The organism is Streptomyces sp. S465, from assembly GCF_026898115.1.
GTDB lineage: Bacteria > Actinomycetota > Actinomycetes > Streptomycetales > Streptomycetaceae > Streptomyces > Streptomyces luomodiensis.
Window position 1 is genome coordinate 5687874 of record NZ_CP114036.1, and the last position, 24047, is coordinate 5711920.

Annotated in this window: 17 protein-coding genes; 4 read left to right on the top strand and 13 right to left on the bottom strand. The window is 71.4% G+C overall.

Translation table 11 applies throughout. The annotated features are described in order from the left end of the window. Nucleotides 1-347: 347 nt before the first annotated feature. The gene (locus N6H00_RS23915) at nt 348-1400 is read right to left on the bottom strand and encodes a 1-aminocyclopropane-1-carboxylate deaminase/D-cysteine desulfhydrase (protein WP_268973884.1); all 1053 of its coding nucleotides are present in this window, start codon (nt 1398-1400) and stop codon (nt 348-350) included. Between the two features lie 219 nt (nt 1401-1619). On the opposite strand from N6H00_RS23915, the gene N6H00_RS23920 reads away from it, so the two are divergent. From N6H00_RS23920 to N6H00_RS23935, 4 genes are all read left to right on the top strand, one after another. Beyond that, the gene (locus N6H00_RS23920; protein ID WP_268973885.1) at nt 1620-1985 is read left to right on the top strand and encodes a hypothetical protein; all 366 of its coding nucleotides are present in this window, start codon (nt 1620-1622) and stop codon (nt 1983-1985) included. A gap of 106 nt (nt 1986-2091) precedes the next feature. Next, the gene (locus N6H00_RS23925; protein WP_268973886.1) at nt 2092-2265 is read left to right on the top strand and encodes a hypothetical protein; all 174 of its coding nucleotides are present in this window, start codon (nt 2092-2094) and stop codon (nt 2263-2265) included. Nucleotides 2266-2695: 430 nt separating this feature from the next. After that, nucleotides 2696-3559 (top strand): AfsR/SARP family transcriptional regulator, encoded by an 864-nt coding sequence (locus N6H00_RS23930; RefSeq protein ID WP_268973887.1) that lies wholly within the window; start codon nt 2696-2698, stop codon nt 3557-3559. Beyond that, nucleotides 3559-4350 (top strand): thioesterase II family protein, encoded by a 792-nt coding sequence (locus N6H00_RS23935; protein ID WP_268973888.1) that lies wholly within the window; start codon nt 3559-3561, stop codon nt 4348-4350. Before N6H00_RS23930 ends, N6H00_RS23935 begins: the two co-directional genes overlap by 1 nt. A gap of 112 nt (nt 4351-4462) precedes the next feature. On the opposite strand, the gene N6H00_RS23940 is transcribed toward N6H00_RS23935, so the two are convergent. The 12 genes from N6H00_RS23940 to N6H00_RS23995 all read right to left on the bottom strand — a co-directional run bounded on the left by N6H00_RS23940 (nt 4463) and on the right by N6H00_RS23995 (nt 24030). Further along, entirely contained in the window at nt 4463-5566 is a 1104-nt protein-coding gene (locus N6H00_RS23940; protein WP_443073021.1) for a branched-chain amino acid aminotransferase, read from the bottom strand. Nucleotides 5567-5597: 31 nt separating this feature from the next. Further along, nucleotides 5598-6842: a cytochrome P450 gene (locus N6H00_RS23945; RefSeq protein WP_268973890.1), complete on the bottom strand. Its 1245-nt coding sequence runs from the start codon at nt 6840-6842 to the stop codon at nt 5598-5600. Further along, the gene (locus N6H00_RS23950) at nt 6839-8728 is read right to left on the bottom strand and encodes a non-ribosomal peptide synthetase (RefSeq protein ID WP_268973891.1); all 1890 of its coding nucleotides are present in this window, start codon (nt 8726-8728) and stop codon (nt 6839-6841) included. The genes N6H00_RS23945 and N6H00_RS23950 overlap by 4 nt, the downstream gene beginning before the upstream one ends. A 65-nt stretch (nt 8729-8793) precedes the next feature. Further along, on the bottom strand, nt 8794-9003 hold the full coding sequence (locus N6H00_RS23955) for an MbtH family protein (RefSeq protein WP_268973892.1): 210 nt from the start codon (nt 9001-9003) through the stop codon (nt 8794-8796). A gap of 51 nt (nt 9004-9054) precedes the next feature. After that, a complete protein-coding gene (locus tag N6H00_RS23960; RefSeq protein ID WP_268973893.1) occupies nt 9055-10101 on the bottom strand; it encodes an SAM-dependent methyltransferase in 1047 nt (348 codons plus the stop codon). Nucleotides 10102-10125: 24 nt separating this feature from the next. Beyond that, entirely contained in the window at nt 10126-11040 is a 915-nt protein-coding gene (locus N6H00_RS23965) for a fatty acid desaturase family protein (RefSeq protein WP_268973894.1), read from the bottom strand. A gap of 124 nt (nt 11041-11164) precedes the next feature. Further along, nucleotides 11165-12472, bottom strand: a complete 1308-nt coding sequence (locus N6H00_RS23970; RefSeq protein WP_268973895.1) for a peptide ligase PGM1-related protein — start codon at nt 12470-12472, stop codon at nt 11165-11167. Between the two features lie 40 nt (nt 12473-12512). After that, nucleotides 12513-14306 carry a gamma-glutamyltransferase family protein gene (locus N6H00_RS23975; RefSeq protein WP_268977087.1) on the bottom strand — a complete coding sequence of 598 codons (1794 nt, stop codon included), beginning with the start codon at nt 14304-14306 and terminating at the stop codon, nt 12513-12515. Between the two features lie 52 nt (nt 14307-14358). Further along, the gene (locus N6H00_RS23980) at nt 14359-15255 is read right to left on the bottom strand and encodes an LLM class flavin-dependent oxidoreductase (protein WP_268977088.1); all 897 of its coding nucleotides are present in this window, start codon (nt 15253-15255) and stop codon (nt 14359-14361) included. Between the two features lie 5 nt (nt 15256-15260). Next, the gene (locus N6H00_RS23985) at nt 15261-16220 is read right to left on the bottom strand and encodes a hypothetical protein (RefSeq protein WP_268973896.1); all 960 of its coding nucleotides are present in this window, start codon (nt 16218-16220) and stop codon (nt 15261-15263) included. Then, entirely contained in the window at nt 16217-16684 is a 468-nt protein-coding gene (locus tag N6H00_RS23990; protein WP_268973897.1) for a VOC family protein, read from the bottom strand. The genes N6H00_RS23985 and N6H00_RS23990 overlap by 4 nt, the downstream gene beginning before the upstream one ends. After that, nucleotides 16681-24030, bottom strand: a complete 7350-nt coding sequence (locus N6H00_RS23995; RefSeq protein ID WP_268973898.1) for a non-ribosomal peptide synthetase — start codon at nt 24028-24030, stop codon at nt 16681-16683. Before N6H00_RS23995 ends, N6H00_RS23990 begins: the two co-directional genes overlap by 4 nt. Between the last annotated feature and the right edge of the window lie 17 nt (nt 24031-24047).

The following is a 24047-nucleotide window of genomic DNA, read 5'->3' on the forward strand; positions in this document are numbered from 1 at the left end:
GACGGGTGCGGGCCCCGGGTGTGGGTGACTGGCGTGGGTGAGCGGTGCGTGCCACGGGCGCGCGCCAACAGCGCGGGTCCCGGGCGTGGGTGACCGGTGCGGACGACGTGCGCGGACGTGCGCGTGCGGGCCCCGGGCGCGGGTGACGGGTGCGGACGACGGGCGCGGGTGGCGCGTGCGGGCCCCGGGTGTGGGTGACTGGCGTGGGTCACCGGCGCGGACAACGGGCGCGCGCCAAGAGTGCGGGCACCGGGCGTGGGTGAGCGGCGTGGGCCGCGGGCGGGCGGGTGGCCGGTGCGGGGCACGGGCGCGTGTGACCGTTGTGGCGGCGGTGTCGCGGTCGTGGGTCAGGTGCCGGGCTGCGCCGGGGCGTTCTCCGGGTCTGGTGGGCCGGTGATCACCGCCGTGACCCGGCTGCCCCGGGGCAGGGCGCCCCGTTCCGCCAGGTCGTAGAGGGCCCACAGCATCTTCGCCACGTACCGTCGCTCCACCCGCACCCCGTGCCGCTCCTCGAACCGGGCCGCGAACGCCTCCAGCTCCGCCGGGACCCGTCCGTACCCGCCGCCGTGGTAGCCGTGTTCGATCCGCCAGTTGTCGAACGTCCGGCCCCACCCCCGCTGGTGCAGTCGCGCGACCTCGGTGTCCAGGTATCCGGCGCCCCCCTTCAGCACCGCGATCCCCAGCGCACCGGCCCCGGCCGGGAGGCCGGCCGCGATACCGGCCAGGGTGCCGCCGGTGCCGACGGCGCAGCAGACGATGTCGCGCGCCCCCAGATCGGGCAGCTCCGCGCCGACCTCGGCGGCCCCGCGCGCCGCGGGCACGTTCGTACCGCCCTCCGGCAGCACCCAGCACCGCCCCCAGCGCTCCTGGAGTTCCCGCAGGGGGCGAGGGTCGTCCTGGCTCAGGGCGCGGAGCGTCTCGCGATAGGCCGACCGGGTCACGAAGGCCAGCTCCATGCCGGACTCCTCGGCCCGCGCCAGCGACCAGTTGCGGGGCGCGTCCGCCAGTTCGTCGCCCCGGATGATCCCGACCGTCGACAGCCCGTACGCGGCGCCCGCCGCCGCCACCGCACGGATGTGGTTGGAGTACGCCCCGCCGAAGGTGAGCAGCCGGGTATGTCCCCGTTCGGCGGCCGCGCGCACATTGGGAATGAGCTTGCGCCATTTGTTGCCGGGTACCAGCGGGTGAATGAGGTCATCCCGCTTCAGCCGCAGCTCCACGCCCCGCTCGGCCAGCCATGCGTCGGGCACGTCCCGCACCGGCGACGGCAGCCGGGGCTCGTGCCGGGCGGCCAGGTCCGTGGAAACGCTCACCCGTCCATTCTGCCCGCTGCCCTCGATTACCGAGCCACGGCTGCCGTCCATGCCGTTCATGCCGTCCATGGCGTCCATACCGTCCATTGCCGAGTCGGTGCGGCCAAACGGAAAGGGCAACGCGGGACGGGAAAAGCCTTTACGGTGGGTGTTCTGGATACGACCGCTCAACACTGTACTAACGGGTTTAGGTGCGTATCAAAGGCCCGGTGAGCCATCTGCGAAAGGTGGACGGTTCCGGCCATGGCCTAAACCTGCGACCTTTGCCCTCTAGTGCCCCGTCTGTCTGGCTTGGACGCTTGTTCGATGTATCTGGTACACGTGCGCATGGGCACGCCCGCGGGTTTCGTCCTGCCTGAGCAGCCACATCGCTGCTTCATCGACCGTGCCTTATCCAGTGAGAAAGTCGAGCACGCGAGCGTGCATTCCGATGAGCCGGGCCTGGTGGTGGTCGGGCTGTTCCTGGTCGCGGAGAGCGTCGTGGCAGCCGAGACCACCGCCCTCGACGTCACCATTCGCACCCTTGCCGGGGAATCGGCGTGGGACGGTGCGCGCATCCTGAGCTGTTCCGTCGCCCTGGTCGCGGACTTCTTCAACCATCTGATCAACGAGAGCTCGGGGGACGGTGGACGGTCTATGCAACTGCCCGATCAGGCCAGCGATGACAGCTGACAACTGATCGCTGGAGAGGCGAAGCTGAATGCGTCAGCACGGAAACGTGCCAGTGCGAATTCGCCTTCCACTCTGTTCTAACACTGCGCCAAGGGAGTGACGGGACATGACCTCTACCCGCATCAAGATCGCGAAGACCCTGGTGGCGATGGTCGTCTCCACCGCCTCGATCGGCTCGGCCGCCGTGCTGGCCACCGCTCAGGACAGCCACCAGCCCCGTGCCCAGGTCGCGACGTCCGAGGCCGTCTACAGCGGCACCGACACCACCGGCTGGGACTGAGCCACCCGGAGGCTCCGGAGGAGACCGTCGAGCAGAGAGCAATCCGCACCTTTCCGCAGACGAATCGCAGACGAAGCGGCAGACGAAGTACACGCGAATCGGCAGCCGGTTCGCAGCCGGTTCGCAGCCGGTTCGCAGACGAATACCAGTCACATCTCAGATGATCCGCCGGCCGCGCATGGCGGCCGGCCTGCCCAGGCGGGCCCGCGCCCGGCCCGTACCCCGGCACCCGCCCACACCTCCCGGCACCGCCCAGCTGCGTGAGACGCGCCGCGGTGGACCACCTGAAACCCCGGCCGATGCGGATGGCGGCCGTCGTGCGGCACCCCATCGTGGACCTCCGCGGACAAGCCGCTGGGCGGTGGCCAGGCGGCCCCCCGGGACATCAGCAACAACAGACAGCCATGGAACACAAGGATGGTGCACATCAGTGAGTGACCTACGGTTCTCGCTGCTCGGGCCGGTTCGCGCCTGGTTCGGTGGAGAGGAGATCGACATCGGGCCACCTCAGCAACGTGCGATGCTCGCGGTGCTCCTGTTGCGCCTGGGCGAGCCGATCACCGGTGAAACCGCCGTGCGGGCTCTATGGGACGACAAGGCACCGTCGGCCGCCGAGGGCACGGTCCGCACCTACATCTACCGGCTCCGGCACCGGATGACGGACGTCGTCGGGGCCGACCGGCTCGCGATCCGCACCTGCAACGGCGGTTACCAGCTGACGTTGCACGGGGCGACGATCGACACCCATCTGTTCCAGCAGCTCCTGGCCGACGCCCGGCGGGCTCGGGCGGAGGACCGGCTGGACGAAGCGCTGGACCACTACTACGCATGCCTCCAGCTCTGGCGTGGTGTGCCCATCGCCGGCACCTACACCAGCTACTTCTCCGATGAGCGGGAACGCCTGCAACAGCTTCGCTTCGACGCGGTCGAGGAGTTCGCGACCGTGGCGATCAGCCTCGGCGAGCACGCCAAGGCCGTACCGATCCTGAAGATGGCGGTGGCCACCCAGCCGTTGCGCGAGAAGCTGTGGGAAGTGCTGATCCTGGCACTGTTCGGACTGGGCAGACGCGCCGACGCGCTGGCCGCCTACCAGGACGCCAGGCGCGTGCTGAAAACCGAGCTGGGCCTCGAACCCACCCCCGCCTTACGGGAACTGCACCGCCGGATCCTCGCATCGGAATCGTTCCGCCCGGCGATGCCGGTCGCCGCGGAGCTGATCCGGCCGGCCGCGTCCGTACCCCGGTCACACATCGCCGACCTCAGCCTGTGGCATGGCTGGGCCGAAGGAGCCTGATGAGCGAGCACATTGCCGAACCCGTGACGAACCCGCGGCCGCGGCGCCCCAAGAAGCCGGCGTGGCTGTCCCGAATGCCCGATCCGGAGGCGGAGGCACGGCTGTTCTGTTTCCCGTACTCGGGCTGTAGCGCGTCGATGTACAGCCGGTGGCCGCGCCGGATCGGGTCGATCGAGGTGTGTCTGGTGCAGCCGCCGGCCCGGCAGAACCGGATACGCGAACCGCACTACCGGACCTACGAGGCGCTGGCCGCGTCCTTCATCGAGGAGCTGCTGCCCTACTTCGACCGGCCGTTCGGCTTTTTCGGGCACTGCGGCGGTGCGCTGCCCGGTGTCGAGGTGGCCCGGCAGCTGGCCGCGGCCGGTCTGCCGACGCCGCGGCGGGTGTTTGTGTCCTCGCAGGTCGCCCCGCATGACGGACCGTACGGCCGACTGCTGGGGCTGGACTCCGAGGGCCTCGGCGAGGAACTGCGCAAGATGATCGTCAGCCTCGGTGGGGTGCCGACCCCCGAACTGGTCGAGATGGGCCTGGACCTGCTGATCCAGGACATCGACGCGAACAAGCGCTATGTGGTCGAGGAGCGGTTCACCCTGCCCGTCGGCATCACCGCGATCGGCTGGGACGACGACCCCGAGATCCCGATGGACCTGATGGGCGGCTGGAAGGAGACGTCCGAGGACTGCCGCTACACCCTCCTGGAGGGCGGTCACTTCGAGTTCCTCGGCGCTCCGGCGGCGCTGCTCGCGGAGTTCGAGCGCGATCTGACGGCGTCGGCGTCCGCCGCGCACTGAACCGACCCTGCGTGGTGTGACCCTCTGTCTCCCCACGTGAACCGCCCCGGGCTCGTCGATGCCCACCCTGCCCGGGGCGGTTCACGTGGGGCACTGCTTTTCACACCGCTTTTCAGGCGATGTGGTGCATCCAGCCGTACGGGTCGTCGGCCACTCCTTCCTGGAGGTCGGTCAGGTGTTGACGCAGCCGCAGCGTGAGCGGGCCGGGCTCGTTGCCGTTGATGGCGAACCCGCCGGTGGCATGGCGGACCGTGCCCACCGGGGTGATCGCGGCCGCGGTGCCGCAGGCGAAGACCTCGGTCAGCTCTCCCGAGACCGCCGCCGCCTCCCACTCGTCCACCGATATGCGCCGTTCCTCGATGCCGTAGCCGAGGTCGGCGGCCAGCCGCAGCAGCGAGTCCCGGGTGACGCCGGGCAGCAGCGAGCCGCTCAGCTCCGGGGTCACCAGCCGGGCGTCACGCCCGGAGCCGAAGACGAAGAAGATGTTCATCCCGCCCATCTCCTCGACCCAGCGGCGTTCCGCGGCGTCCAGCCAGACGACCTGGTCGCAGCCCTTCTCCGCGGCCTGTGCCTGGGCGACCAGCGTTCCGGCGTAGTTCCCGGCGCACTTGGCCGCACCGGTGCCGCCGGGCGCCGCCCGGATGTACTCCTGCGACAGCCATACGCTGACCGGCTTCAGGCCCCCGCTGAAGTAGGACCCGGCCGGCAACGCGACCAGCACGTACTGGTACGCGGTCCCCGCTCCGACGGTCAGGTTGGTCGATGTGGCGATCAGCAGCGGCCGCAGGTACAGCGACTGCCCGCGTCCGGAGGGGACCCACCGCTCGTCGAGCGTGACCAGTTCGGTCAGCGAGTGCAGGAACAGCTCCTCGGGCAGCTCCGGCATCGCCAGCCGCCGCGCCGAGGCGCGGAACCGCCGCGCGTTGGCCTCGGGGCGGAAGCAGGCGATCGATCCGTCGGGCTGCCGGAACGCCTTCAGCCCCTCGAAGATGGCCTGCCCGTAATGGAGTACGGAGGCGCACGGGGACAGCACGAGCGGTTCGTGCGGCCGGACCGCCGCGTTGTGCCAGCCTCGTTCGCGGTCGAAGTCGATCGTCACCATGTGGTCGGTGACGTATCTGCCGAACCCGGGGTCGCCCAGGATCGAGGCGACCTGGCTCTCCGGAGTGAGGCGCTCGCTCCGGAACCGGGTGAACGCTGGGGTCATCGTCGTCATGGTGCCTCGCACATCCCTGGTCGTGTCGTCGTCACCGACGACGCCTGGTCGCGACAAGCGGCAGGTGCTTGACGCCGGCGATGAAGTTGGAGTGCAGGTGCTCCGCCTCGCCGACCTGCTCGAACTTCTCGAACTGGTCGAACAGCTCGGTGAAGAACTCCTGAAGCGTCAGCCGGGCCACGGCGTGCCCGACGCAGAAGTGCGGCCCGATGCCGAAGGCGAGGTGACGCTTGGCGTTGCGCCGGATGTCGAACGTGTAGGGGTCGGGGAAGACGTCGACGTCCCGGTTGGCCGACCCCAGCCAGGCGACGATCGGCTCGCCCGTGCGGATCGTCACGCCGCTGAGCGTGACGTCCTGCTTCGCGTAGCGCATGAAGTGGGTGGCCGGCGACGTCCAGCGCAGCGCCTCCTCGATGCCGCTCTCCAGCAGCTCCGGGTGGGTGGCCCAGTCGTCGTACCCGCCGTTCTCGAGCAGCTCGATCATGGCGCCGTTCGGCACATGGGGCGTGGTGACGTTGGCGCCCAGCAGCAGGCTGTAGCAGTTCGACACGATCTCGCCGGGCTGGAGCTTCCGCCCGTCCTCGAAGTCCATGGTGCGCAGGACGTCGATCAGGTCACCGTTGCCGTCGCCCTTGCGCTGCGCCATCGCCTCCTCGAAGGTGGCGAACAGCTGCCGGTGCGCGAGTTGCAGGGTCCCCCGGGAGCCGGCCGGGGTGATGAACTCCGGGTCGTCCGGGGCGATGGCCTGGCTGGTCAGATAGGTCAGCCGCGGCCAGTGCTCGCGGTCCAGGCCCATCAGCGTGCCGGTGACCGCCATCGGCAGCTTGCCGGTGAGCTCGGCGAAGTCGAACGGTTCCCCGTCGACGATGTCGCCGAAGAGGTACTTGATCTCGTTGCGGATCAGCGGGCGGTGCCGGTCCAGCACCTTCGCGTTGAGCGCCCGCTGGATCGGGGAGCGCATCCTGGTGTGCCGGGGCGGGTCCGTCGCCGGCAGCTGGCGCCGGCTGGCCGGGTCCTTCTTGCCGAGCAGGTTCAGCAGGGTGCCGTGCTCGGAGGTGAAGACGTGGTGGTCGCGCAGCACCCGCGCGACATCGTCGAACTTCGTCGCGGACCAGAAGCCCAGCTTCGGCGTGACCTGCTGCCAGGGCACCGGCTCGCGCTCGCGCATGGCGTGCCAGATCGCGTGCGGATCACCCTCCCCGTGCAGCGCGGGGTCCACCAGGTCGAAGTGGGCCAGGTCGATGGGCTCGGTTCCGGTCGGCCGGGTCAGCCTCATCGGTTGTCTCCTTCACTGCTCTGGTGCACCAGGTCTCCCCGGTGGACGGTGTCGGGAGCGTCCAAGGTCACGGTCGGCCACTTCTCGTCCCCGGCCTGCGAGGCCTGGGGGGCGGCCTTGCGGTCGACCATCTCGGCCAGCCCGGCCACCGTCGCGTTCTCGAAGAACAGCTGGGCGGCGGGGACGTCGACCGACAGCGCGCGCCGGATCTGGCCGAGCAGGTCGGCGGCGATCAGGGAGTTCCCCCCGATGTCGAAGAAGTCGTCGTGGATGCCGACCTTCTGGACCGCCAGCACGGTCGACCACAGGTCGGCCAGCAGCTCCTCGACCTCGGTACGCGGCTCCTCGTACTCGGTGTCCACATCGCGTGGCGACAGCGCCGGCGCCGGCAGCGACCGCCGGTCGATCTTGCCGTTCCGGGTCAGCGGGAAGGAGTCCAGCAGCACGATCGCGGCCGGAACGGCGTGCCGGGGCAGCTTCTGGTGCAGCGCGAGGCGCAGCTCGCCCAGCAGGCTGTCGTCGTCATCGTGCGGCACCACATAGGCGACCAGGGACTTCTCGCCCGGCACGACGTCCTCGCGGACCACCACGACGGCTTCCTTGACGCCCGGCTGGCCGGTCAGCACGGACACGATCTCGCCCAGCTCGATCCGGTAGCCGCCGACCTTGACCTGGTCGTCGAGGCGGCCACGGAATTCGATCACCCCGTCGGCGCGGCGGCGGGCCACGTCACCGATGCCGTACATCCGCTCGCCGGGCCGGAACGGGTCCGGTACGAAGCGCTCCGAGGTGAGCCCCGGCTGCCCCAGGTAGCCCCGGGCGAGCCCGGTGCCCGAGGTGTAGAGCAGACCCCATTCGCCGTCCGGGACCGGCCGCAGCTTCTCGTCCAGGACGTATACGTTGGTGTCGGTGATGGCCCGGCCGATCGGCACCGTGTCGCCGACCGGCTCGGTGATCGTGTGGCAGGTGGTGAAGCAGGTGTTCTCGGTCGGTCCGTACCCGTTGACCAGCCGCAGGTCCGGATAGGTGCGGTGGACGGTGTTGATATGCGCGGGGGAGAGCACATCGCCGCCGGCGAGCAGCTGGCGCAGCCCGCGCAGAGACCTCAGATGGCTGTCGACCATGCGGTGGAAGAGCCCGGTGGTCAGCCAGAGCGTGGTGATCTCCTCCCGGTCCAGGCAGTCGGCCAGCTCCGACAGCGACAGCGTGCCGGGCGGGTAGATGACCAGCCGGCCACCGTGCAGCAGCGCTCCCCAGATCTCGAAGACGGAGGGGTCGAACGTCAGCTGGCACAGTTGCAGCCACGTCTCGTCGGGGCCGAACTCGGCGTAGTCACCGTTGCTCACCAGCCTGGTCACGCCGCGGTGCGGCACCGCCACGGCCTTGGGCAGCCCGGTCGAGCCGGAGGTGTAGCACACATACGCCAGGCTCTCGGCGGTGATACCGGCAGACACCGGGTCGGTGCCGGCCGCCGGTCCGTCCGCCGCCTGATCGAGGTTGATCACGGTCGCGTCGACCTCGGGCAGCTGGTCGATCACCGGCTGGTGGGTGAGCAGTACCCGGGCGCCCGACTTCTCCAGCATGTGCCGGAACCGCTCCGCCGGCTCCCCCGGGTGCACCGGCAGATACGCCCCGCCCGCCTTCACGATGCCGACCAGGGCGATCACCATCTCGAAGGAGCGCTCGACACACACCCCGACCACGCTCTCCGGGCCGACGCCGAGCGCCCGCAACCGGTGTGCGAGCCGGGTCGCGCGCTCATCGAGCTGCTGGTACGTCAGGTCTTCGTCCCGAAAGCGCAGGGCCGTCGCACCGGGGCGGCGCCGGACCTGTTCCTCGAACAATTCGGTGATCGTCGCGTCTCGCCAGTCCTGCCTGGTACTCATCCGTTTCTCATCTCCTCTTCGGCCGGCACCGATCCGGCTCGACGGCTTTTTCGGCAGAGTTTCGGTCACGCACCGGCCAGGTGGGCGACCAGGGACGCCGGCCGCATATCCACCCAGTGGCTCTCCACGTAGTCCAGGCATTCCTGGCGGGCGCCGGGGCCGAACACCACGGTCCACCCGGCGGGGGTCTCGGCGAACTCCGGCCACAGCGAATGCTGGTGCTCGGCGTTCACGAGCACCCGGTAGCCGGCGTTGTCGTCCTCGAACGGATTCACCTGTTCACTTCCTTCCGCCGATCGCTCGGCAATCCCGAAATCCGGAAAATGTCAACGTTGCGGCCGCGGTACCAAGTCGTAGAAACTCACCCGAGGTCCGGCCTCGGGGCGCCGGTAGACCCGCCGGCATTCCAGCTCGCTCTTTTCGAAGACCCCCAGCCACGCCGACCGGTCCCGGGGCAGTCCCTGGTCGGTGAGGACGTGGATGAGGAAGAAGTCGTCGTCGTTGTCGCGCGCGTCGTACCTGATCTCCGGTTCACCGACCAGCAGGATCTTCTGCTCCGGAAGGGCCGCCCGATAGGCGTTGAGCAGGTCCACGACGGCCTGCTCACCGTCCCGGAAGTGCTCGTGCAGCGCGCTCACCGTGCACATGCCGTCGGCCTCGAAGCACACGGCCGGCCAGGTGTCCGGGGCGGAGGCGTCGCCGACGACGAACTCGACCCGGTCGGCCACGCCCTGGCGGCTCGCCAGGTCCCGCGCCTCCTCGACCGCGTCCGCGTCGATGTCCAGGCCGACCCCGGTCAGTTCCGGGTCGCGCAGGCAGGCGTCCACCAGCAGGCTGCCGCCGCCGCATCCGACGTCGAGCATCTTGCGCACCCCGCGGCCGCGCATGGCCTCGACGACCACCGGGGTGTGGAAGACGGACGACAGGGTGGCGCAGTGCTTGCCCAGCGGACCGCCCCGGCGCTGCACATCGGTGCCGTACTCGGCCCGGCCGGTGAGCAGCTCGCCTGTCCGGCTGAGGACCGGGCCGTAGGCCTCCAGGTAGATCCCCAGCCGGGCGAGGGAGACATCAGAGGTCAAAAGCTCGCCCTGCCGGGTGAGGAAGTACCCCGCGTCCCGCGTCTCCAGCACGCCGCGCATCTCCAGATACCTGAGCAGGTTCTGGCCGATGTCCTCCTTGGTGCCGGCCAGCAGGCCCTCCTCCGGCAGCCGCTTCCCGTTCCGCAGGTTGTTCAGCACACCGCTGTCCACGAACGCGAACAGGGCGTGGCACAAGTTCATCGAGCTGATGAGATCGGGCATGGTGGAAAGCCGGAAGTCCTGCCATGCGGCCAGTTGCTCGCCGTCGCGGAACTCCACTACCTCGGGCGCCATCGGGCCACCTCCACAATTCGAGTACTACCGTCGTGAGTCGTGTTGCGGCCGGGCCTGGGGCTCGACCCGCTTTCCGTAGTCCTGGTTGCCCTTCCACAGGGCGCTGACCAGGCCGGCGTGGAATCCGACATAGGATTTCCCGGTGATGGGATGCGGCTCGGCCAGGGCCTTGCGCAGCCGGTGCAGATTGAGCGATGCCACCGCCGGGTAACGGTGGTGCTCGGCGTGATAGTTCGCATTCCACACGAAGAACCTGACGAAAGAATTCGACTCGATCGTCCGGGTGTTGCGCGTGACCTCCGGAACGCCCCACAGTCCGTAGTGCTCCGGCAGGCTCAGAAAGAAGATGGCCGGGACAACGAAGGCCAGCGGCAGCCAATACGCTATCAGCAGCGCATAGGGAAAGGCAATGGTCAGAATTACCATGAGGACAAGCCAGCCGGTGAGCACCCAATTGTCCAGCCGGGCATCCCGCCGGCGCTCGTCGGTGCTCACACTGGCCGGGAATTCCTTACGCCAGGTCCTGATGATGCGTTTGGCCAGGCCGGGCCACACCGGTATGCCGGAGAACGTGTGCAGATAGCCGCGCAGCGTTTCGAAGGTCTCCTCGGGTTCGGTGTCCCCTTCGACTCCGGTGAAGCGGTGGTGCACCAGGTGCTGGTGCCGGTAAATGGTGAAGTTGAGCATGATCGGTGTGCCCCAGAACATGCCCGCGATCCGGTTCCCCCGCTTCGACCGCAGATGGGCCCGGTGCACGCAGTCGTGGGCCGCGTTGATGAAACCGGAGAGCACGAAACCCAGGAACAGCGAGAAAAGGACCGCCCACCAGCCGACGGCGGGCCGCAGGGCGAGATACACCGTCCCCGCGTAGATCACCAGGATCGAGCCGGCCCGTAGCGCGACCCGGCGCCGGTCCGCGGTGGCCAGCTTGGCCAGCAACTCTTTGTCCAATTGCCGGGGCGCTGACGTCTCATTCATAGGGGGTTGCCTTTCGGGGGTTGCCTTCTTCGCGATGAGGAGGAGGGCGGTCGGCCACCCGGACCGGTCGGCCGACCCGGACTGGTCAGCCGACCCGGACCGGTCCGGCGGGCGGCTCGGCGAGTTCGCCGACCACCTGGCGGAGCCGTGCCTCGATGGCCCGCGCCCGAGCCTTGGACGCCGCGAGCACCACGCATTCCGAGGTGCTCGCCAGCTGTTCGTCATAGCTCACGACGACCACGCCCTCCCGCGCTTCCGGCTGGAAGTGCAGATCGTGCAGGTGCAGCGCCTTCTCGAAATCCGGGAACCGCATCGGTGTCACGTCCCGCAGGCTGGAGACGACGGACCGGTCCGCGTATCCGGTCCCCAGCAGCCGTTCCCCGATGGTGTGCAGGGCCAGGCCGCCGCCCCACCGCGCGTTCACCTCGTTGAACAGCAGCTCGCCGGCCTCGGTCACCAGGGCGTCCACGTTGATGTGCCCCCGGTAGCCGACCTGGGCGGCGAGCCCGGCGATGCGGGCGGCCTCGGTCGAGGCGTGGTACGCGAGGTCGGGCGGGAGTTCCGCGGGCAGTTCCAGGCCCACCCAGACCAGGTCCGGCCGGGTCGGTTCGGTGTCCGGCCGGCGCCGGATCGTGCCGCTGGCGAGATACCGGGGGAAGCCGTCCGCGTCGATCAGGTACTCGAAGTAGAAGCAGAGCGCGGCCTGGTGGTAGCTCTCCACCACCAGCACCTTCTCCTCGTCGGCCAGTTCGGACCAGACCTGGGCGGCGAGCGCGGGGAGGTCGTCGGTGACCGGCCGCACCTCCCGGACCCCGGGCAGCGGCGCGCTGTCCCCCGCGACCAGGGCCAGGTTGCCCTGCCCGTTCAGGTCGTCGTCCCGTTTGACGATGACGGTGCCGGTCGGCGGCAGATGACGCTCGATCGCGGTCGCCAGCGCCCGTACGGAGGTGACGACCGCACCGGACGGCACGGGCAGCCCGGCCCCGACGGCCAGCTGTCGGAAGTGCGACTTGCGGTTCAGCAGCTCCGGTCCGCGCTGCCCGGCGAACCGCAGACCGTGGTCCGCCTCGATCCCGAGCAGCTCCGCGAGCGCGGCGACCCCCTCGGTGAGCGCGGCGGGCATCAGCTCCCAGGCGGGCGACGCGGCCATGCGCGACCGCAGCTCGGCCACCAGACCGGGCGAGCACATCGCCTCGTCCGTCAGCACGCCGTCCGCGACCACCACCGTGACCGCGTTCCGCGCCAGCCCCAGCACGTCGTGCACATAGGCGAGGAAGCCCGCGTCGATCGCGACCGGACTGACCACGATGTCTCCGGCCTCCGCCATCCACAGCTGGCGGTAGACCTGCCTGCTGGACATCCCTCCGATGTTCAGCACGATGATTCTCGGCATCAACAGACTCCTGATGTTGTGCGTAAACGGGGCGGGGCGGTCACCGCACGACCCCGTACGCCTGCTGGCCGCGCTGGCTCGCGGCGGCGAACACGCCGCCGTCGGCGTCCGGCCCGGTGGCGCAGACCTGACCCAGCGAGGCGGGGTCCGCGAGGTCGACCTGGTGGCCCCGACGGCGCAGTTCCGCCACGGTCCCGGGGGCGACGCCGTCCTCCACCACCACCGAGCGCGGCCGGTACTGGCGGGGCGTGAACGACGTGGGGACGGCATCGGTGTGGAAGGTGAGCGCTTCCACGGCTTCCTGGGCGGACATGCCGAAGTCGATGTGGTTCAGGAAGAAGTTCAGCGTCCACTGGTCCTGCCGGTCGCCGCCCGGGGTGCCGAAGGCCAGCTTTGGGCGCCCGTCGTCGGCGCGGACGATGGTCGGGCTCAGCGTGGTCCGGGGGCGTTTGCCCGGCGCCAGGGAGTTGGGGTGGCCCTCGGTCAGCCAGGCGATCTGGCCGCGGGTGCCGAGCGGGAAGCCCAGCTCCGGAATGACGGGGGAGCTGGCCAGCCATCCGCCGCTGGGCGTGGCCACCACCATGTTGCCGTCCCGGTCGGTGGCGGTGACCGTGGTGGTGTCGCCCTTGACCACCGTGCGCTTGAGCACGGTGGGCAGCCCGTTGCGGAGCTGGGCGCGCCAGCCCTCCTCGACGGGCCCCGACGGCTGGTCGGGCAGCGGCGGGAACCACGGCGCGCGCCCGTCCGGGTGGCCGGGGCGCAGTTCGGCGGAGGCCCCGGCGCCGATCAGCGCCCGCCGCCCGGCCGTGTACTGCGGGTCCAGCAGCCCGGCCAGCGGGACGTCGGTGTGGTCCGGGTCGCCGTACCACGCCTCCCGGTCCGCGAACGCCAGCTTCGCCGACTCCACCACGGTGTGGAGGTGGTCGGCGCTGCCGAAGCCCATCGAGCCCAGGTCGAACCCGGACAGCAGCGCCAGCTGCTGGAGGAACACCGGCCCCTGCGACCACGGCCCCGGCTTGTACACCTGGTGGCCGCGGTAGTCCAGGGACACCGGACGCTCCACCGTCGGCCGCCACGACGCCAGGTCGGTGCCGGTCAGCAGCCCCCGGTTGGGCCGCCCGGTGGCGTCCAGGACATCGGTGTCGGCCACGAACTTGTCGATGGCCTCGGCGACGAATCCGGTGTAGAACGCCGCGATGGCGGCGTCCGCCTGGGCCTCCCGGCCGGACACCGAGGTGGCCTCGGCGACGATCCGGCGGAACGTGCGCGCCAGGACCGGGTTGCGCTGCCGGTCGCCCGCCGCCGGCGCCCGCCCGCCGCGCAGATACGTCTGGCCCGATCCGGTCCAGTGGTCCCGGAACAGCGGGACGAGCACCTCGATCATCGCCGCCGCCTTCGGCAGCAGCGGGAAGCCGTGCTCGGCGTAGCCGATGGCCGGCTCCAGCACGTCGGCGACCCCGAGCCGGCCGTACTCCTTCACCAGGCGCATCCACGCCCCGAAGACACCGGGCACACAGGCCGGGAGCAGTCCGGAACCGGGCACCGTGTCCAGGCCCAGGCTCCGGAACCGGTCGATGGTCGCGGCGGCGGGCATGGGTCCCTGCCCGCAGATGACCTCCACATCGTCCCGCGCGGCGTCGAAGACCATGATCGGGACGTCCCCGCCGGGCCCGTTCAGATGCGGTTCCACGACCTGGAGCACGAAGGCGGCCGCGGCCGCGGCGTCGAAGGCGTTGCCGCCCCGGTCGAACATCGACGTCCCCGCGGCGGACGCGAGCCAGTGCGTCGATGAGACGGCGCCGTACGTTCCATGGAGTTCGGGTCGAGCTAGCACAGCCACGTCCTTTCCTGCTGGGGCGAGCGGTCGGCGCGCGGGTGCGGCCGGTTCACCGGGCACCGACGGTGGGGGACAGCACCGAGGCGGCGATGTCGTCGAGCACGTCCTCGCGTCCGGCGTAGGGGAACTCCGGCCGCGGCCAGTGGATGACCAGGTCGGTGACGCCTGCCTCGCCGAACAGCCCGCACGCGTCGCGGTAGGTCTCCACCGATTCCAGGACCCCGTCGACCCGCGCACCGGTCACCACCAGGCGGCGGATCGACGCGGGGTCGCGGCCGATCAGGGCGCACTCCTCGTCCAGCCGCGCGGACTGCTCGCGGAAGGTCGGGACCGCGGCGTCGTACCGGTACGGCTCACCGTGGCCCGGGAAGACGATCGTGACCCAGATGTCGGCGTAGCGGGCGGCGAGGCGGATGCCCCGGGGCCCCATCGCCGCCACCGCGATCGGCACCCGCGGCCGCTGGACGCAGCCCGGGTGGAGATGGGCGCTGGTGGTCGTGAAGTGGGTGCCCTGGTAGCTGGTCACCGGCTCGCGCAGCAGCCGGTCGGTGAGTTCGACGAATTCGGCGAACCGGTCGGCCCGCTCGCGCGGGCCTAGCGGCCGCTGTCCGAGCACCTCGTCGTCGAACCCGCCCGCCCCGGCGCCGATGCCGCAGATGAAGCGGCCCTCGGAGATGTCGTCCAGGGTCATGACCTCCTTGGCGAAGGGGACCGGATGACGGTTGCCGGGGCTGGCCACCAGGGTGCCCAGCTGGATGCGGCTGGTCGCCGTGGCGGCGGCGGTCAGCGTCGGGACGGTCGCGAACCACGGCTTCTCGCGCAGCCACCGCCAGTTCAGGTGGTCATAGGTCCAGGCGTGGTCGAAGCCGAGTTCCTCGGCCCGCACCCACCGCTGCCGGGCGGACGCCCACCGCTGTTCCGGCAGGAAGATCACTCCGTGTCGCATCAGCCTCACCACGTTTCCTTGACTCGTCGTTCGCCGGACCGGCAGGAACCGACCGCCAGGTCCGGTACGCGGAGCACGATGTCCACGAGTTCGGACTCCCGCTCCAGCACGGCCGGGGTGCGCAGCTCCGCGGGTGTGTGATCGCCGTAGTCCGCCACGGCCGGGTAGAGCCCGTTGGTGACCAGGTCCATCACCACCGCCTTGCACCTGCGCAGCAGCTGGGACAGCACCTCCTGCCCGGTCACCGGGGCGCGCAGGGTCAGGAAGTAGCAGTCGAAGATCGAGGCCCACATGCGCGGCTGGTGGCCGGCCGGGTTGTCCACCAGGTGCTGGAGCAGCGACCGACCGTCGACGACCAGCTTCGACGCGACACCGAGGTGGATCTGGTGGCTCAGGCCGACCTCGCGGGTCAGGGCCTCGGCCTCGGCATCGACCACGGGCGGCAGCCTGCGCCCGCGGAACAGGCTGCGCACCGCGGGGTAGTCCGCCGCCCAGGTACCGCTGAAGGTGCTGTGCAGCCGGTACATGCTGGGCCGGATCGTCTGGTTGTAGATGGGGCGCGTGCTGGAGCCGGTGTAGAGCAGCATGGCGCCGTACGCGCGGACGTACTCGGTGATCGCGGCGCTGGTCTCCCACGCGTCGCCCTCGCCGGCCTCCAGCCGGGCCAGGCAGCCCGCGAGCAGCCGCCACAGGACGAAGGAGATGTGGTGGCCGGTGATCCACCGGAACCAGAACAGCCGCTCCAGGTCCTCGGCGGTGGCCGGGGTGGTGACGAGGTCCCCCGAGCGGGCGGCGGCCAGCAGCCCCGAGGTGCGCTCCGCCAGGGTGGCGTTCGCGGTGCCGTCCGCCATCCAGGCGTTGCCGGGGTGCGGCAGGGTCAACGGCTCCAGCCCGTAGGGGTAGTCGCCGAAGTCCCAGCCCCGCGTGTCGGGTACGGTCAGGGCCACCGCTGCCGTGTTGCTCATCGTGCGCTCTCCGGGACGTGGGTGAACTCGAATTCGAGGCCGTTGACGTCGAAGCAGTAGAAGCTGCGGACCCCTTCGGCGTCGGTGACGATCTCGGTGGGCGGGTCGGACCGGGCGAACGCGTATCTGCCGGACCGGTGCAGTTCGAGCCAGCGGTCCCGCCAGCGCCCCAGGTCCGCCACGGTCTGTGCGGACAGGCACACATGCTGGAACTCGGACGGTCCCCCGGCCTGCCGCGGCCCGCCCCGGTCGCCGCGTTCGAGCAGGTGGAACCGGAGGTCACCGACGGCCACCTCGGCGATCCTGGTCACGTGCGGCAGCCGGCCGCGGGTCAGCTCGGACAGCTCCTCGGCGATCCAGGTCCGGCGGCAGTCGAAGTAGTCCTCGTACCAGGAGAGGGAGTTGGCCAGGTCGAACGTCTCCACGCCGATGTGGTGCACCTGGGCGGCGGGCGGTGGGGTCATCGGGTGGCTCCTGCCGTCGTGGCCGTGACGCGGCGCAGCCGCGTCTCCAGCACCGGCCCGATCGACGCCAGGGCGGCCGGCCGGGTCATGTCGCCGTGCGCGCAGTCCACCTCGTGGACGTCGAGCGAACCGGTCACGTGGTCGCGCCACAGCTGGGGTGTGTAGGGGGAGTCGGCGGGCTTGCCGCGGGTGGCGGTGAAGAGGACGGCATCGCCCAGGAACCGGCCGAGGGGCGCCGTGGCGAACAGCTTCCGCAGGTCCGTGAAGACCCGCAGCAGCGTCGGCACCGGGATGTCGGACAGCCCCTCGAGGGTGCCGTCCGGGGTGAGTGGCTGCCCCAGCGAGTCCGCCAGCGCCTTCAGCGTCGCCGGCTCGCCGGTGTCCTCCTCCGGCTCCTCGCCGGGCGCCGGCGGATAGCTGTCCAGCAGCGCCAGCAGGTCGACCCGCTCGCCCTCGTCCTGGAGCCGGACGGCGAGCATATGCGCGATCTGGCCGCCGACGGACCAGCCCAGCAGGGTGTAGGGCCCGGTCGGCTGGACCGCGCGGATACGGGCCAGATAGTCGCTCACCAGCTCCTCGGCCGTGCCCGGCGCCTGCTCGGGCGCGCTGAGCCCGGTCGCCTGGAGGGCGTACAGGGGCCGGTCGCGGTCCAGGTGGCGGAGCAGGCCCGAGTAGCCCCATCCGATACCGGCGGCCGGGTGCACGCAGAACACCGGCAGACCCTGGCCGTCGCGCAGCCGCAGGACGGGCGCCAGCGCGCCCGCGCCGCCGGCCTCCCCGTCCCCGGTCAGCTTCCGGGCGGCCAGCGCGGCCGGGGTCGGCGCGTCGAACAGGTCACGGATGCTCAACTGGACGCCGAAGGTGGCGCGGATACGACTGGCCAGCCGTATCACCAGCAGCGAATGGCCGCCCCGGTCGAAGAACGACTCGTCGGTCCCGACCTGTGGCACGCCGAGCACCTCGGCGAACAGATCGCACAGCGTCCGCTCTCGCGGTGTCCTCGGCTCCTGCCCCCGGGGGTGCGCGGCGAACTCGGGCACCGGCAGCGCGGCGCGGTCGATCTTGCCGTTGGGCGTCAGGGGGAGGGAGTCCGCCAGGAGGACGACGGCCGGCACCATCGTGTCGGGCAGCAGCTCGGCGACGTGCGCCCGGACCCGCGCCGGGTCCACCGTCGCGCCCGGCTCGGGCACCACATGGCCCACCAGCCGCTCGTCGCCCGCACCGAACCGGTGCACGGTGGCGGCGGCCTGCGCCACCCCGGGGTGCTCGCACAGGACCGCCTCGATCTCGCCCGGTTCGATGCGCACGCCCCGCAGCTTCACCTGCTCGTCGGCGCGCCGGAGGAAGACCAGCCGGCCGTCGGCGTCCCACCGGACCAGGTCCCCGGTGCGGTACATCCGCTCGCCGGGCGCCCCGAACGGGCAGGCCACGAAGCGGCCGGCGGTCAGCCCCGGCCGGCCCAGATAGCCCTGGGCGACGCCGTCCCCCGCCACGTACAGCTCGCCGGCCACGCCCCGCGGCACCAGCCGCAGCGCACGGTCCAGGACGTAGAGGCGGGTGTTGGCCAGCGGGGCGCCGATGGGCGGTGCGCCGTCGCCGGCGCCGACCCGGGTGGCGGTCGAGTAGATCGTGGTCTCGGTCGGGCCGTAGGCGTTGGTCACGGCCCCGGCCCGCCGGACGAGCTCCTCCGACAGGTCGGCGGGCAGCCGCTCGCCGCCGCTGAGCACGTGCACCCCGGCCAGTTCGTCCGTCGCCTCGCGCACCACCTCCCGCCACAGGCTCGGGGTGGCCTGCATCAGGCTCACGCGGTGCCGGGTGACCAGCGCCAGCAGGTCCCGTGGCCGGCGCGCGGTCTCCTCGTCCGCCAGGATCACCGTTCCGCCGGTGGTCAGCGGCAGGAACAGCTCCAGCCCCGCGATGTCGAAGCCGATCGTCGTCGCGGCCAGCACCCGCTGGGGCGCGGCGCCGCCGAGGGCGGACTCCATGGACCGCAGCAGGCTCACGGTGTTGCCGTGCGTCACCTCGACGCCCTTGGGCCGCCCGGTCGATCCGGAGGTGTAGATGACGTACGCCACCTGCGCGCCGTCCGGGCGGTGCGGCCGGACGTCGGTGTCCGCGAGACCGTCGGTGGCCACCGGCTCGCGCAGCACGAGACGGGGCGCGGCGTCGTCGAGGATGTACGCGATGCGCTGGTCGGGGTAGCCGGGGGCGATCGGCACGTAGCAGGCGCCGGCCTTCCACACCGCCAGCGGCGCGACCACGAGGTCCACCGTGCGCGGCAGCGCGACCGCCACCCGGTCTCCCGGTGCGACGCCCTGGCCGATCAGCCACCGCGCGAGGCGGTTGGCGCGCTGGTTCAGCTCCCGGTAGCCGACGGTCTCCGCGCCGCACACCACGGCCGCGGCCTCCGGGGTGTCGGCGGCCCGCTTCTCGAACAGCTCGTGGATCAGCGCCGCCGTACCCGGGTCGGCGAGGCCGGCCGGTGTGCCGGACCCGTCCCGCAGCAGCCGCTCGCGCTCGTCCGCGCCGAGCACGTCGATCCCGGAGACCCGGCCGTGCGGGTCGGCGGTCACGGCGGCCAGCACCCGGTGCAGCCGCTCGCCGATCGTGGCCACCGTCTCGCGGTCGAACAGATCGGAGCTGTACTCGATCTCGCCGTCGACCCCGAGGGGGTTCCCGGCGGTGTCGAACTCCTCCCGCAGATTGAAGGACAGGTCCACCTTGGCGATGTCCAGCGGCGCCGACTCCGGCTCCACCGTCAGTCCGGGCAGGCCGATGGCGGTGGAGTCCAGATTGCTGTTGAACGGCATCAGCACCTGGAACAGCGGGTTGCGGGCCGGTGAGCGGGCCGGGTTGACGGCCTCGACGACCTGCTCGAAGGGGATGTCCTGGTGGGCGAAGGCGGCCAGGGCACCGCGCTTCACCCGGGTCAGCAACTCCGCGAAGGTGGGGTCGCCGGACAGGTCGGTGCGCAGCACCACGGTGTTCACGAAGAACCCGACCAGGTCGTCCAGCGCCTCGTCGGCACGGCCGGCCACCGGGGTGCCGATGGGGATGTCGGTGCCCCCGGTCAGCTTGCCCAGCAGCACCGCCACCGCGGCCTGGCAGACCATGAACGTCGTCGTGCCGGTGTCCCGGGCCACCGCCGCCAGCAGCTCATGGGTGCGCGCGTCGACCCGCAGCGGCACGGTGGCGCCCCGGTACGAGGCGGCCTGCGGACGCGGCCGGTCGAAGGGCAGGCCCAGTTCGTCGGGCAGTCCGCGCAGCGTCTCGGTCCAGAAGCCGAGCTGGGCCGCGCTGGGGCTGCCGGGGCGCGTGACGTCGCCGAGGAGTTCGCGCTGCCACAGCGCGTAGTCGGCGTAACTCACCGGCAGCGGCCGCCAGGTGGGCGCCGCGCCACGGCACCGGGCCTCGTACGCCTCCCCGAGGTCGCGGGTGAGCGGGGTCATCGACCAGCCGTCGCTGGCGATGTGGTGGATCAGCACCAGCAGGACGTGTTCCTCCGGGCCGGTCTCGAACAGCCAGGCCCGTACCGGGATCTCCCGCGCCAGCTCGAAGGTGGTGGCCGCGGCGGCCCGCAGCCGGTCCGGCAGCGCCGAGGGGGCCACGCGCTCCACGCTCAGCACATCGCCGACCTCCGACAGCGGCAGCACCCGCTGCTCCGGCTGCCCGCCCGTCTCGGGGTAGACGGTGCGCAGGCTCTCGTGCCGGCCGATGACGTCCCTGACCGCCGCGGCCAGCGCCGCCACGTTCAGCGGCCCGCGCAGCCGGGACACCAGCGGGTTGTTGTACGTGGGGCTGGGCCCCTCCAGGCGGTCCAGGAACCACAGCCGCTGCTGCGCGAAGGACAGCGGGACGCGCTCCGGGCGCGGTACGGGCCGCAGCGCGCGGCCGGCCCGGTCGGCCGTCTCGACCAGCGCGGCCAGACCGGCCGGGGTGGGGGCGTCGAACAGGGCCCGGATCGGCAGTTCGACCCCGAGCCTGCCGCGGATCCGGCTCATCAGCTTGGTCGCGCTCAGGGAGTGCCCGCCCAGCGCGAAGAAGTCGTCGTCGATGCCGACGCCCGGTATCTCGAGGATGTCGGCGTAGATCTCGCACAGCACCGTCTCCACCCGGGTGCGCGGACCGCGGCCGGCCGTCTCCGGGGCGGGCGAGGGGAGGGCGGCGCGGTCGAGTTTGCCGTTCGGGTTGAGCGGCAGGCGGTCGAGGATGACGAAGGCGGAGGGGATCATGTACTCGGGCAGCGCGTCCCCGACGTACCGGCGCAGGTCCGCCGGTACCGGCGGAGTGCCGGCCGGGACCACGTAGGCGACGACGCGCTTGCCGCTGGGCGGCTGCGGCAGGGCCACGACGGCCACCTGGGCGATGTCCGGGTGCCCCAGCAGCAGCGACTCGATCTCGCCCAGTTCGATCCGGAAGCCCCGGACCTTCACCTGGTGGTCGCTGCGCCCGACGAACAGCAGCTCGCCGTCCGCCCGCCAGCGCACCAGGTCGCCGGTGCGGTAGATCCGGCTGCCCGGCGCGCCGAAGGGGTTGGCCACGAACCGCTCGGCCGTGACGCCCGGCCGGTTCAGGTATCCGCGGGCCAGTTGCGCTCCGCCGATGTAGAGCTCGCCCACCACCCCGGGCGGGACCGGCTGGAGATAGCGGTCCAGTACATAGAGGTGGGTGTTGGCGATCGGGTGGCCGATGGGCGGCTCGTCCGGCCACTGCGCCACCGACTCCGGCAGCGGGAACTCGGTCGCCATGTGGGTCTCGGTGGGCCCGTAGCCGTTGATCAGCCGGCGGTTGCCGGGGTTGTCCCGGAAGAACGCCTTCACCTCGTCGGACAGCACCAGGGCCTCGCCGCCCTGCCCGATGCGCCGCAGCGCGGGCAGGGTCGCCCCGGCGGCGTTCGCCGCCTCGCACACCGCGTTCAGCACCAGGTTCGGTACGAAGGTCAGGTCGTTGACCTCGTTGGCGCCGAGCCATGCCACGAGCTTCTCGGCGTCCTTACGGACCCCGTCCTCCGGTATGACCACGCATCCGCCGCTGACCGTGGCGATGAGGATCTCCATGGCGGAGACGTCGAAGCTGATCGCGGAGAACTGGGCGATCGTGGCGGGCGGTTCCACCTCGGTCCACCAGACCAGCAGGTTCACCAGCGCCTTGGCGGGCATCGACACGGCCTTGGGCACCCCGGTGGAGCCCGATGTGTAGATCACGTAGCAGGGGTGGTCGGGCCGCAGCGGGGAGCGCCGGTCGGCGTCGGTGACATCGGCGGACGACAGATGCCCGGCCTCGACCGGGCCGGTCAGCTCCAGGGTCGGCCGGGCGTCCCGCAGCATGAACTCGATCCGCTCGGCCGGGTAGGCGGTGTCGATCGGTACGTACGCGCCACCGGCCTTCAGCACCGCCCACAGCGCGACGACCAGGTCCACCGACCGCTCCATGCGCAGGGCCACCAGGGACTCCGGGCCGACGCCCTGGGCCACCAGATGACGGGCGAGCTGGTTGGCCCGGCCGTTGAGCTCCGCGTAGGTCAGGGTGACCTCGCCCATGCGCACGGCGGGCAGGCCGGGCGTGCGGGCCGCCTGGGCCGCCAGCATGTCGGGCAGGGACTGCTCGGGGACGTCCCAGGCGGAGTCGTTCCACTCCACCAGGATCCGCTCGCGCTCGCGCGGCGACAGGATGTCGATGTCGGCCACCGTGCGCCGCGCGTCGTCCGCCACCGTGGTGAGCACCCGGACCAGCCGCTCCGCCACCGTCTCGACCGTGGCGGCGTCGAACAGGTCCGCGCTGTATTCGATCTGGCCCTTCACCCCGGCCGGCCGCCGGTCCTCGGTGTGGCTCTCCTCGAAGTTGACGTGCAGGTCGAACCGGGAGACGCCGAACACCCGGGTCTGCCCGGTCGCGGTGACCCCGGGCAGCGCCAGCGCGGTGTCGGTGGGCTGCGCCGTCATGGACACCTGGAACAGCGGGTTGCGGCCCGCGGACCGCACCGGGTTCAGCTCCCGGACCAGCTGCTCGAAGGGGATGTCCTGGTGGGCGAAGGCGGCCAGATCGCCGTCGAGGACCCGCTCCAGGAGTTCCTCGAACGTGGGGTTGCCGGACAGGTCGGTGCGCAGCACGAGGGTGTTGACGAAGAATCCGACCAGCTCGTCCAGCGCCTCGTCGGACCGCCCGGCCACCGGTGTGCCGACCGGGATGTCCACGCCGCCGGACAGCTTGCCCAGCAGCACCGCGAACGCGGCGTGGAACAGCATGAACATCGTGGTGCCGGTCCGGCGGGCCAGCGCGGTGAGCCGTTCGTGCACCTCCGGCGCCACCTCGAACTCCACGATGCCGCCGCGGTAGGACGGGGCGGCGGGGCGCGGGCGGTCGAACGGCAGCCCCAGCTCGTCCGGCAGCCCGGCCAGGGTGTCGGTCCAGAAGCGCAGCTGTGCGGCGTGCGCGCTGTCCGGGTCGGACGTCTCGCCGAGGAGTTCGCGCTGCCACAGCGTGTAGTCCACGTATTGCACCGGCAGCTCGGGCCACACCGGGGCGGTGCCGGCCAGCCGCGCCTGATAGGCGTGGGCGAGGTCGCGCGCGAACGGTGCCTTGGACCACTCGTCGCTCGCGATGTGGTGGATCAGCGCCAGCAGGATGTGCTCGTCGGGGCCGAGGACGAACAGCCAGGCCCGGATGGGGATCTCGGCGGCCAGGTCGAAGGCGTGGCCCGCGGCGGCGCGCAGCCGCTCCTCGGCCGCCTCCGGGTCGACGTCGGTGACGGTCAGCACGGGGTGGGCGTCCTCGGCCGCGATCACCCGCTGGACCGGCTGGCCGTTCACCTCCGGGAAGACGGTGCGCAGGCTTTCGTGCCGGCCGACGACGTCGTCCAGGGCGGCCGCCAGCGCGGTGTGGTCCAGCCGCCCGTGCAGCCGGTACACCAGCGGCACGTTGTAGGTGGGGCTCGGCCCCGCCAGCCGGCCCAGGAACCACAGCCGCTGCTGTGCGAAGGACGGCGGCACCTGCTGTGGCCGCGGCATGCGCGTCAGCGGGAGGCGGGCGCGTCCGGCGGTCTCGACCAGCGCCGCGACGGCGGCGGGGGTGCGCTCCTCGAACAGTGCGCGCAGCGAGACGTCGACCCCGAGCACGGCGCGGATGCGGCTCACGATCCTGGTGCCGGTCAGGGACTCACCGCCGAGGTCGAAGAAGTCCTCGTCGGCTTCGACCCCGGGCATCCCCAGCACCTCGGAGAAGATCTCGCACAGGAACTGCTCCGCCGACCTGCGCGGCGGTACGGCGGGGGCGATATCCGGGAGGGGCTGCGCGATGGCGTCCGGTTTCGGCTCCGGTATCTGCTCCGGATTCAACGGCATCGTCATGACTCCATACGCTCGTG

What these genes read in the sequence shown, in the direction of transcription:
- N6H00_RS23915 (WP_268973884.1), bottom strand. Translation starts at nt 1,400, where the DNA reads ATGGACGGTATGGACGCCATGGACGGCATGAACGGCATGGACGGCAGC.
- N6H00_RS23920 (WP_268973885.1), top strand. Translation starts at nt 1,620, where the DNA reads ATGTATCTGGTACACGTGCGCATGGGCACGCCCGCGGGTTTCGTCCTG.
- N6H00_RS23925 (WP_268973886.1), top strand. Translation starts at nt 2,092, where the DNA reads ATGACCTCTACCCGCATCAAGATCGCGAAGACCCTGGTGGCGATGGTC.
- N6H00_RS23935 (WP_268973888.1), top strand. Translation starts at nt 3,559, where the DNA reads ATGAGCGAGCACATTGCCGAACCCGTGACGAACCCGCGGCCGCGGCGC.
- N6H00_RS23940 (WP_443073021.1), bottom strand. Translation starts at nt 5,566, where the DNA reads ATGACGACGATGACCCCAGCGTTCACCCGGTTCCGGAGCGAGCGCCTC.
- N6H00_RS23945 (WP_268973890.1), bottom strand. Translation starts at nt 6,842, where the DNA reads ATGAGGCTGACCCGGCCGACCGGAACCGAGCCCATCGACCTGGCCCAC.
- N6H00_RS23950 (WP_268973891.1), bottom strand. Translation starts at nt 8,728, where the DNA reads ATGAGTACCAGGCAGGACTGGCGAGACGCGACGATCACCGAATTGTTC.
- N6H00_RS23960 (WP_268973893.1), bottom strand. Translation starts at nt 10,101, where the DNA reads ATGGCGCCCGAGGTAGTGGAGTTCCGCGACGGCGAGCAACTGGCCGCA.
- N6H00_RS23970 (WP_268973895.1), bottom strand. Translation starts at nt 12,472, where the DNA reads ATGCCGAGAATCATCGTGCTGAACATCGGAGGGATGTCCAGCAGGCAG.
- N6H00_RS23980 (WP_268977088.1), bottom strand. Translation starts at nt 15,255, where the DNA reads ATGCGACACGGAGTGATCTTCCTGCCGGAACAGCGGTGGGCGTCCGCC.
- N6H00_RS23985 (WP_268973896.1), bottom strand. Translation starts at nt 16,220, where the DNA reads ATGAGCAACACGGCAGCGGTGGCCCTGACCGTACCCGACACGCGGGGC.
- N6H00_RS23990 (WP_268973897.1), bottom strand. Translation starts at nt 16,684, where the DNA reads ATGACCCCACCGCCCGCCGCCCAGGTGCACCACATCGGCGTGGAGACG.
- N6H00_RS23995 (WP_268973898.1), bottom strand. Translation starts at nt 24,030, where the DNA reads ATGACGATGCCGTTGAATCCGGAGCAGATACCGGAGCCGAAACCGGAC.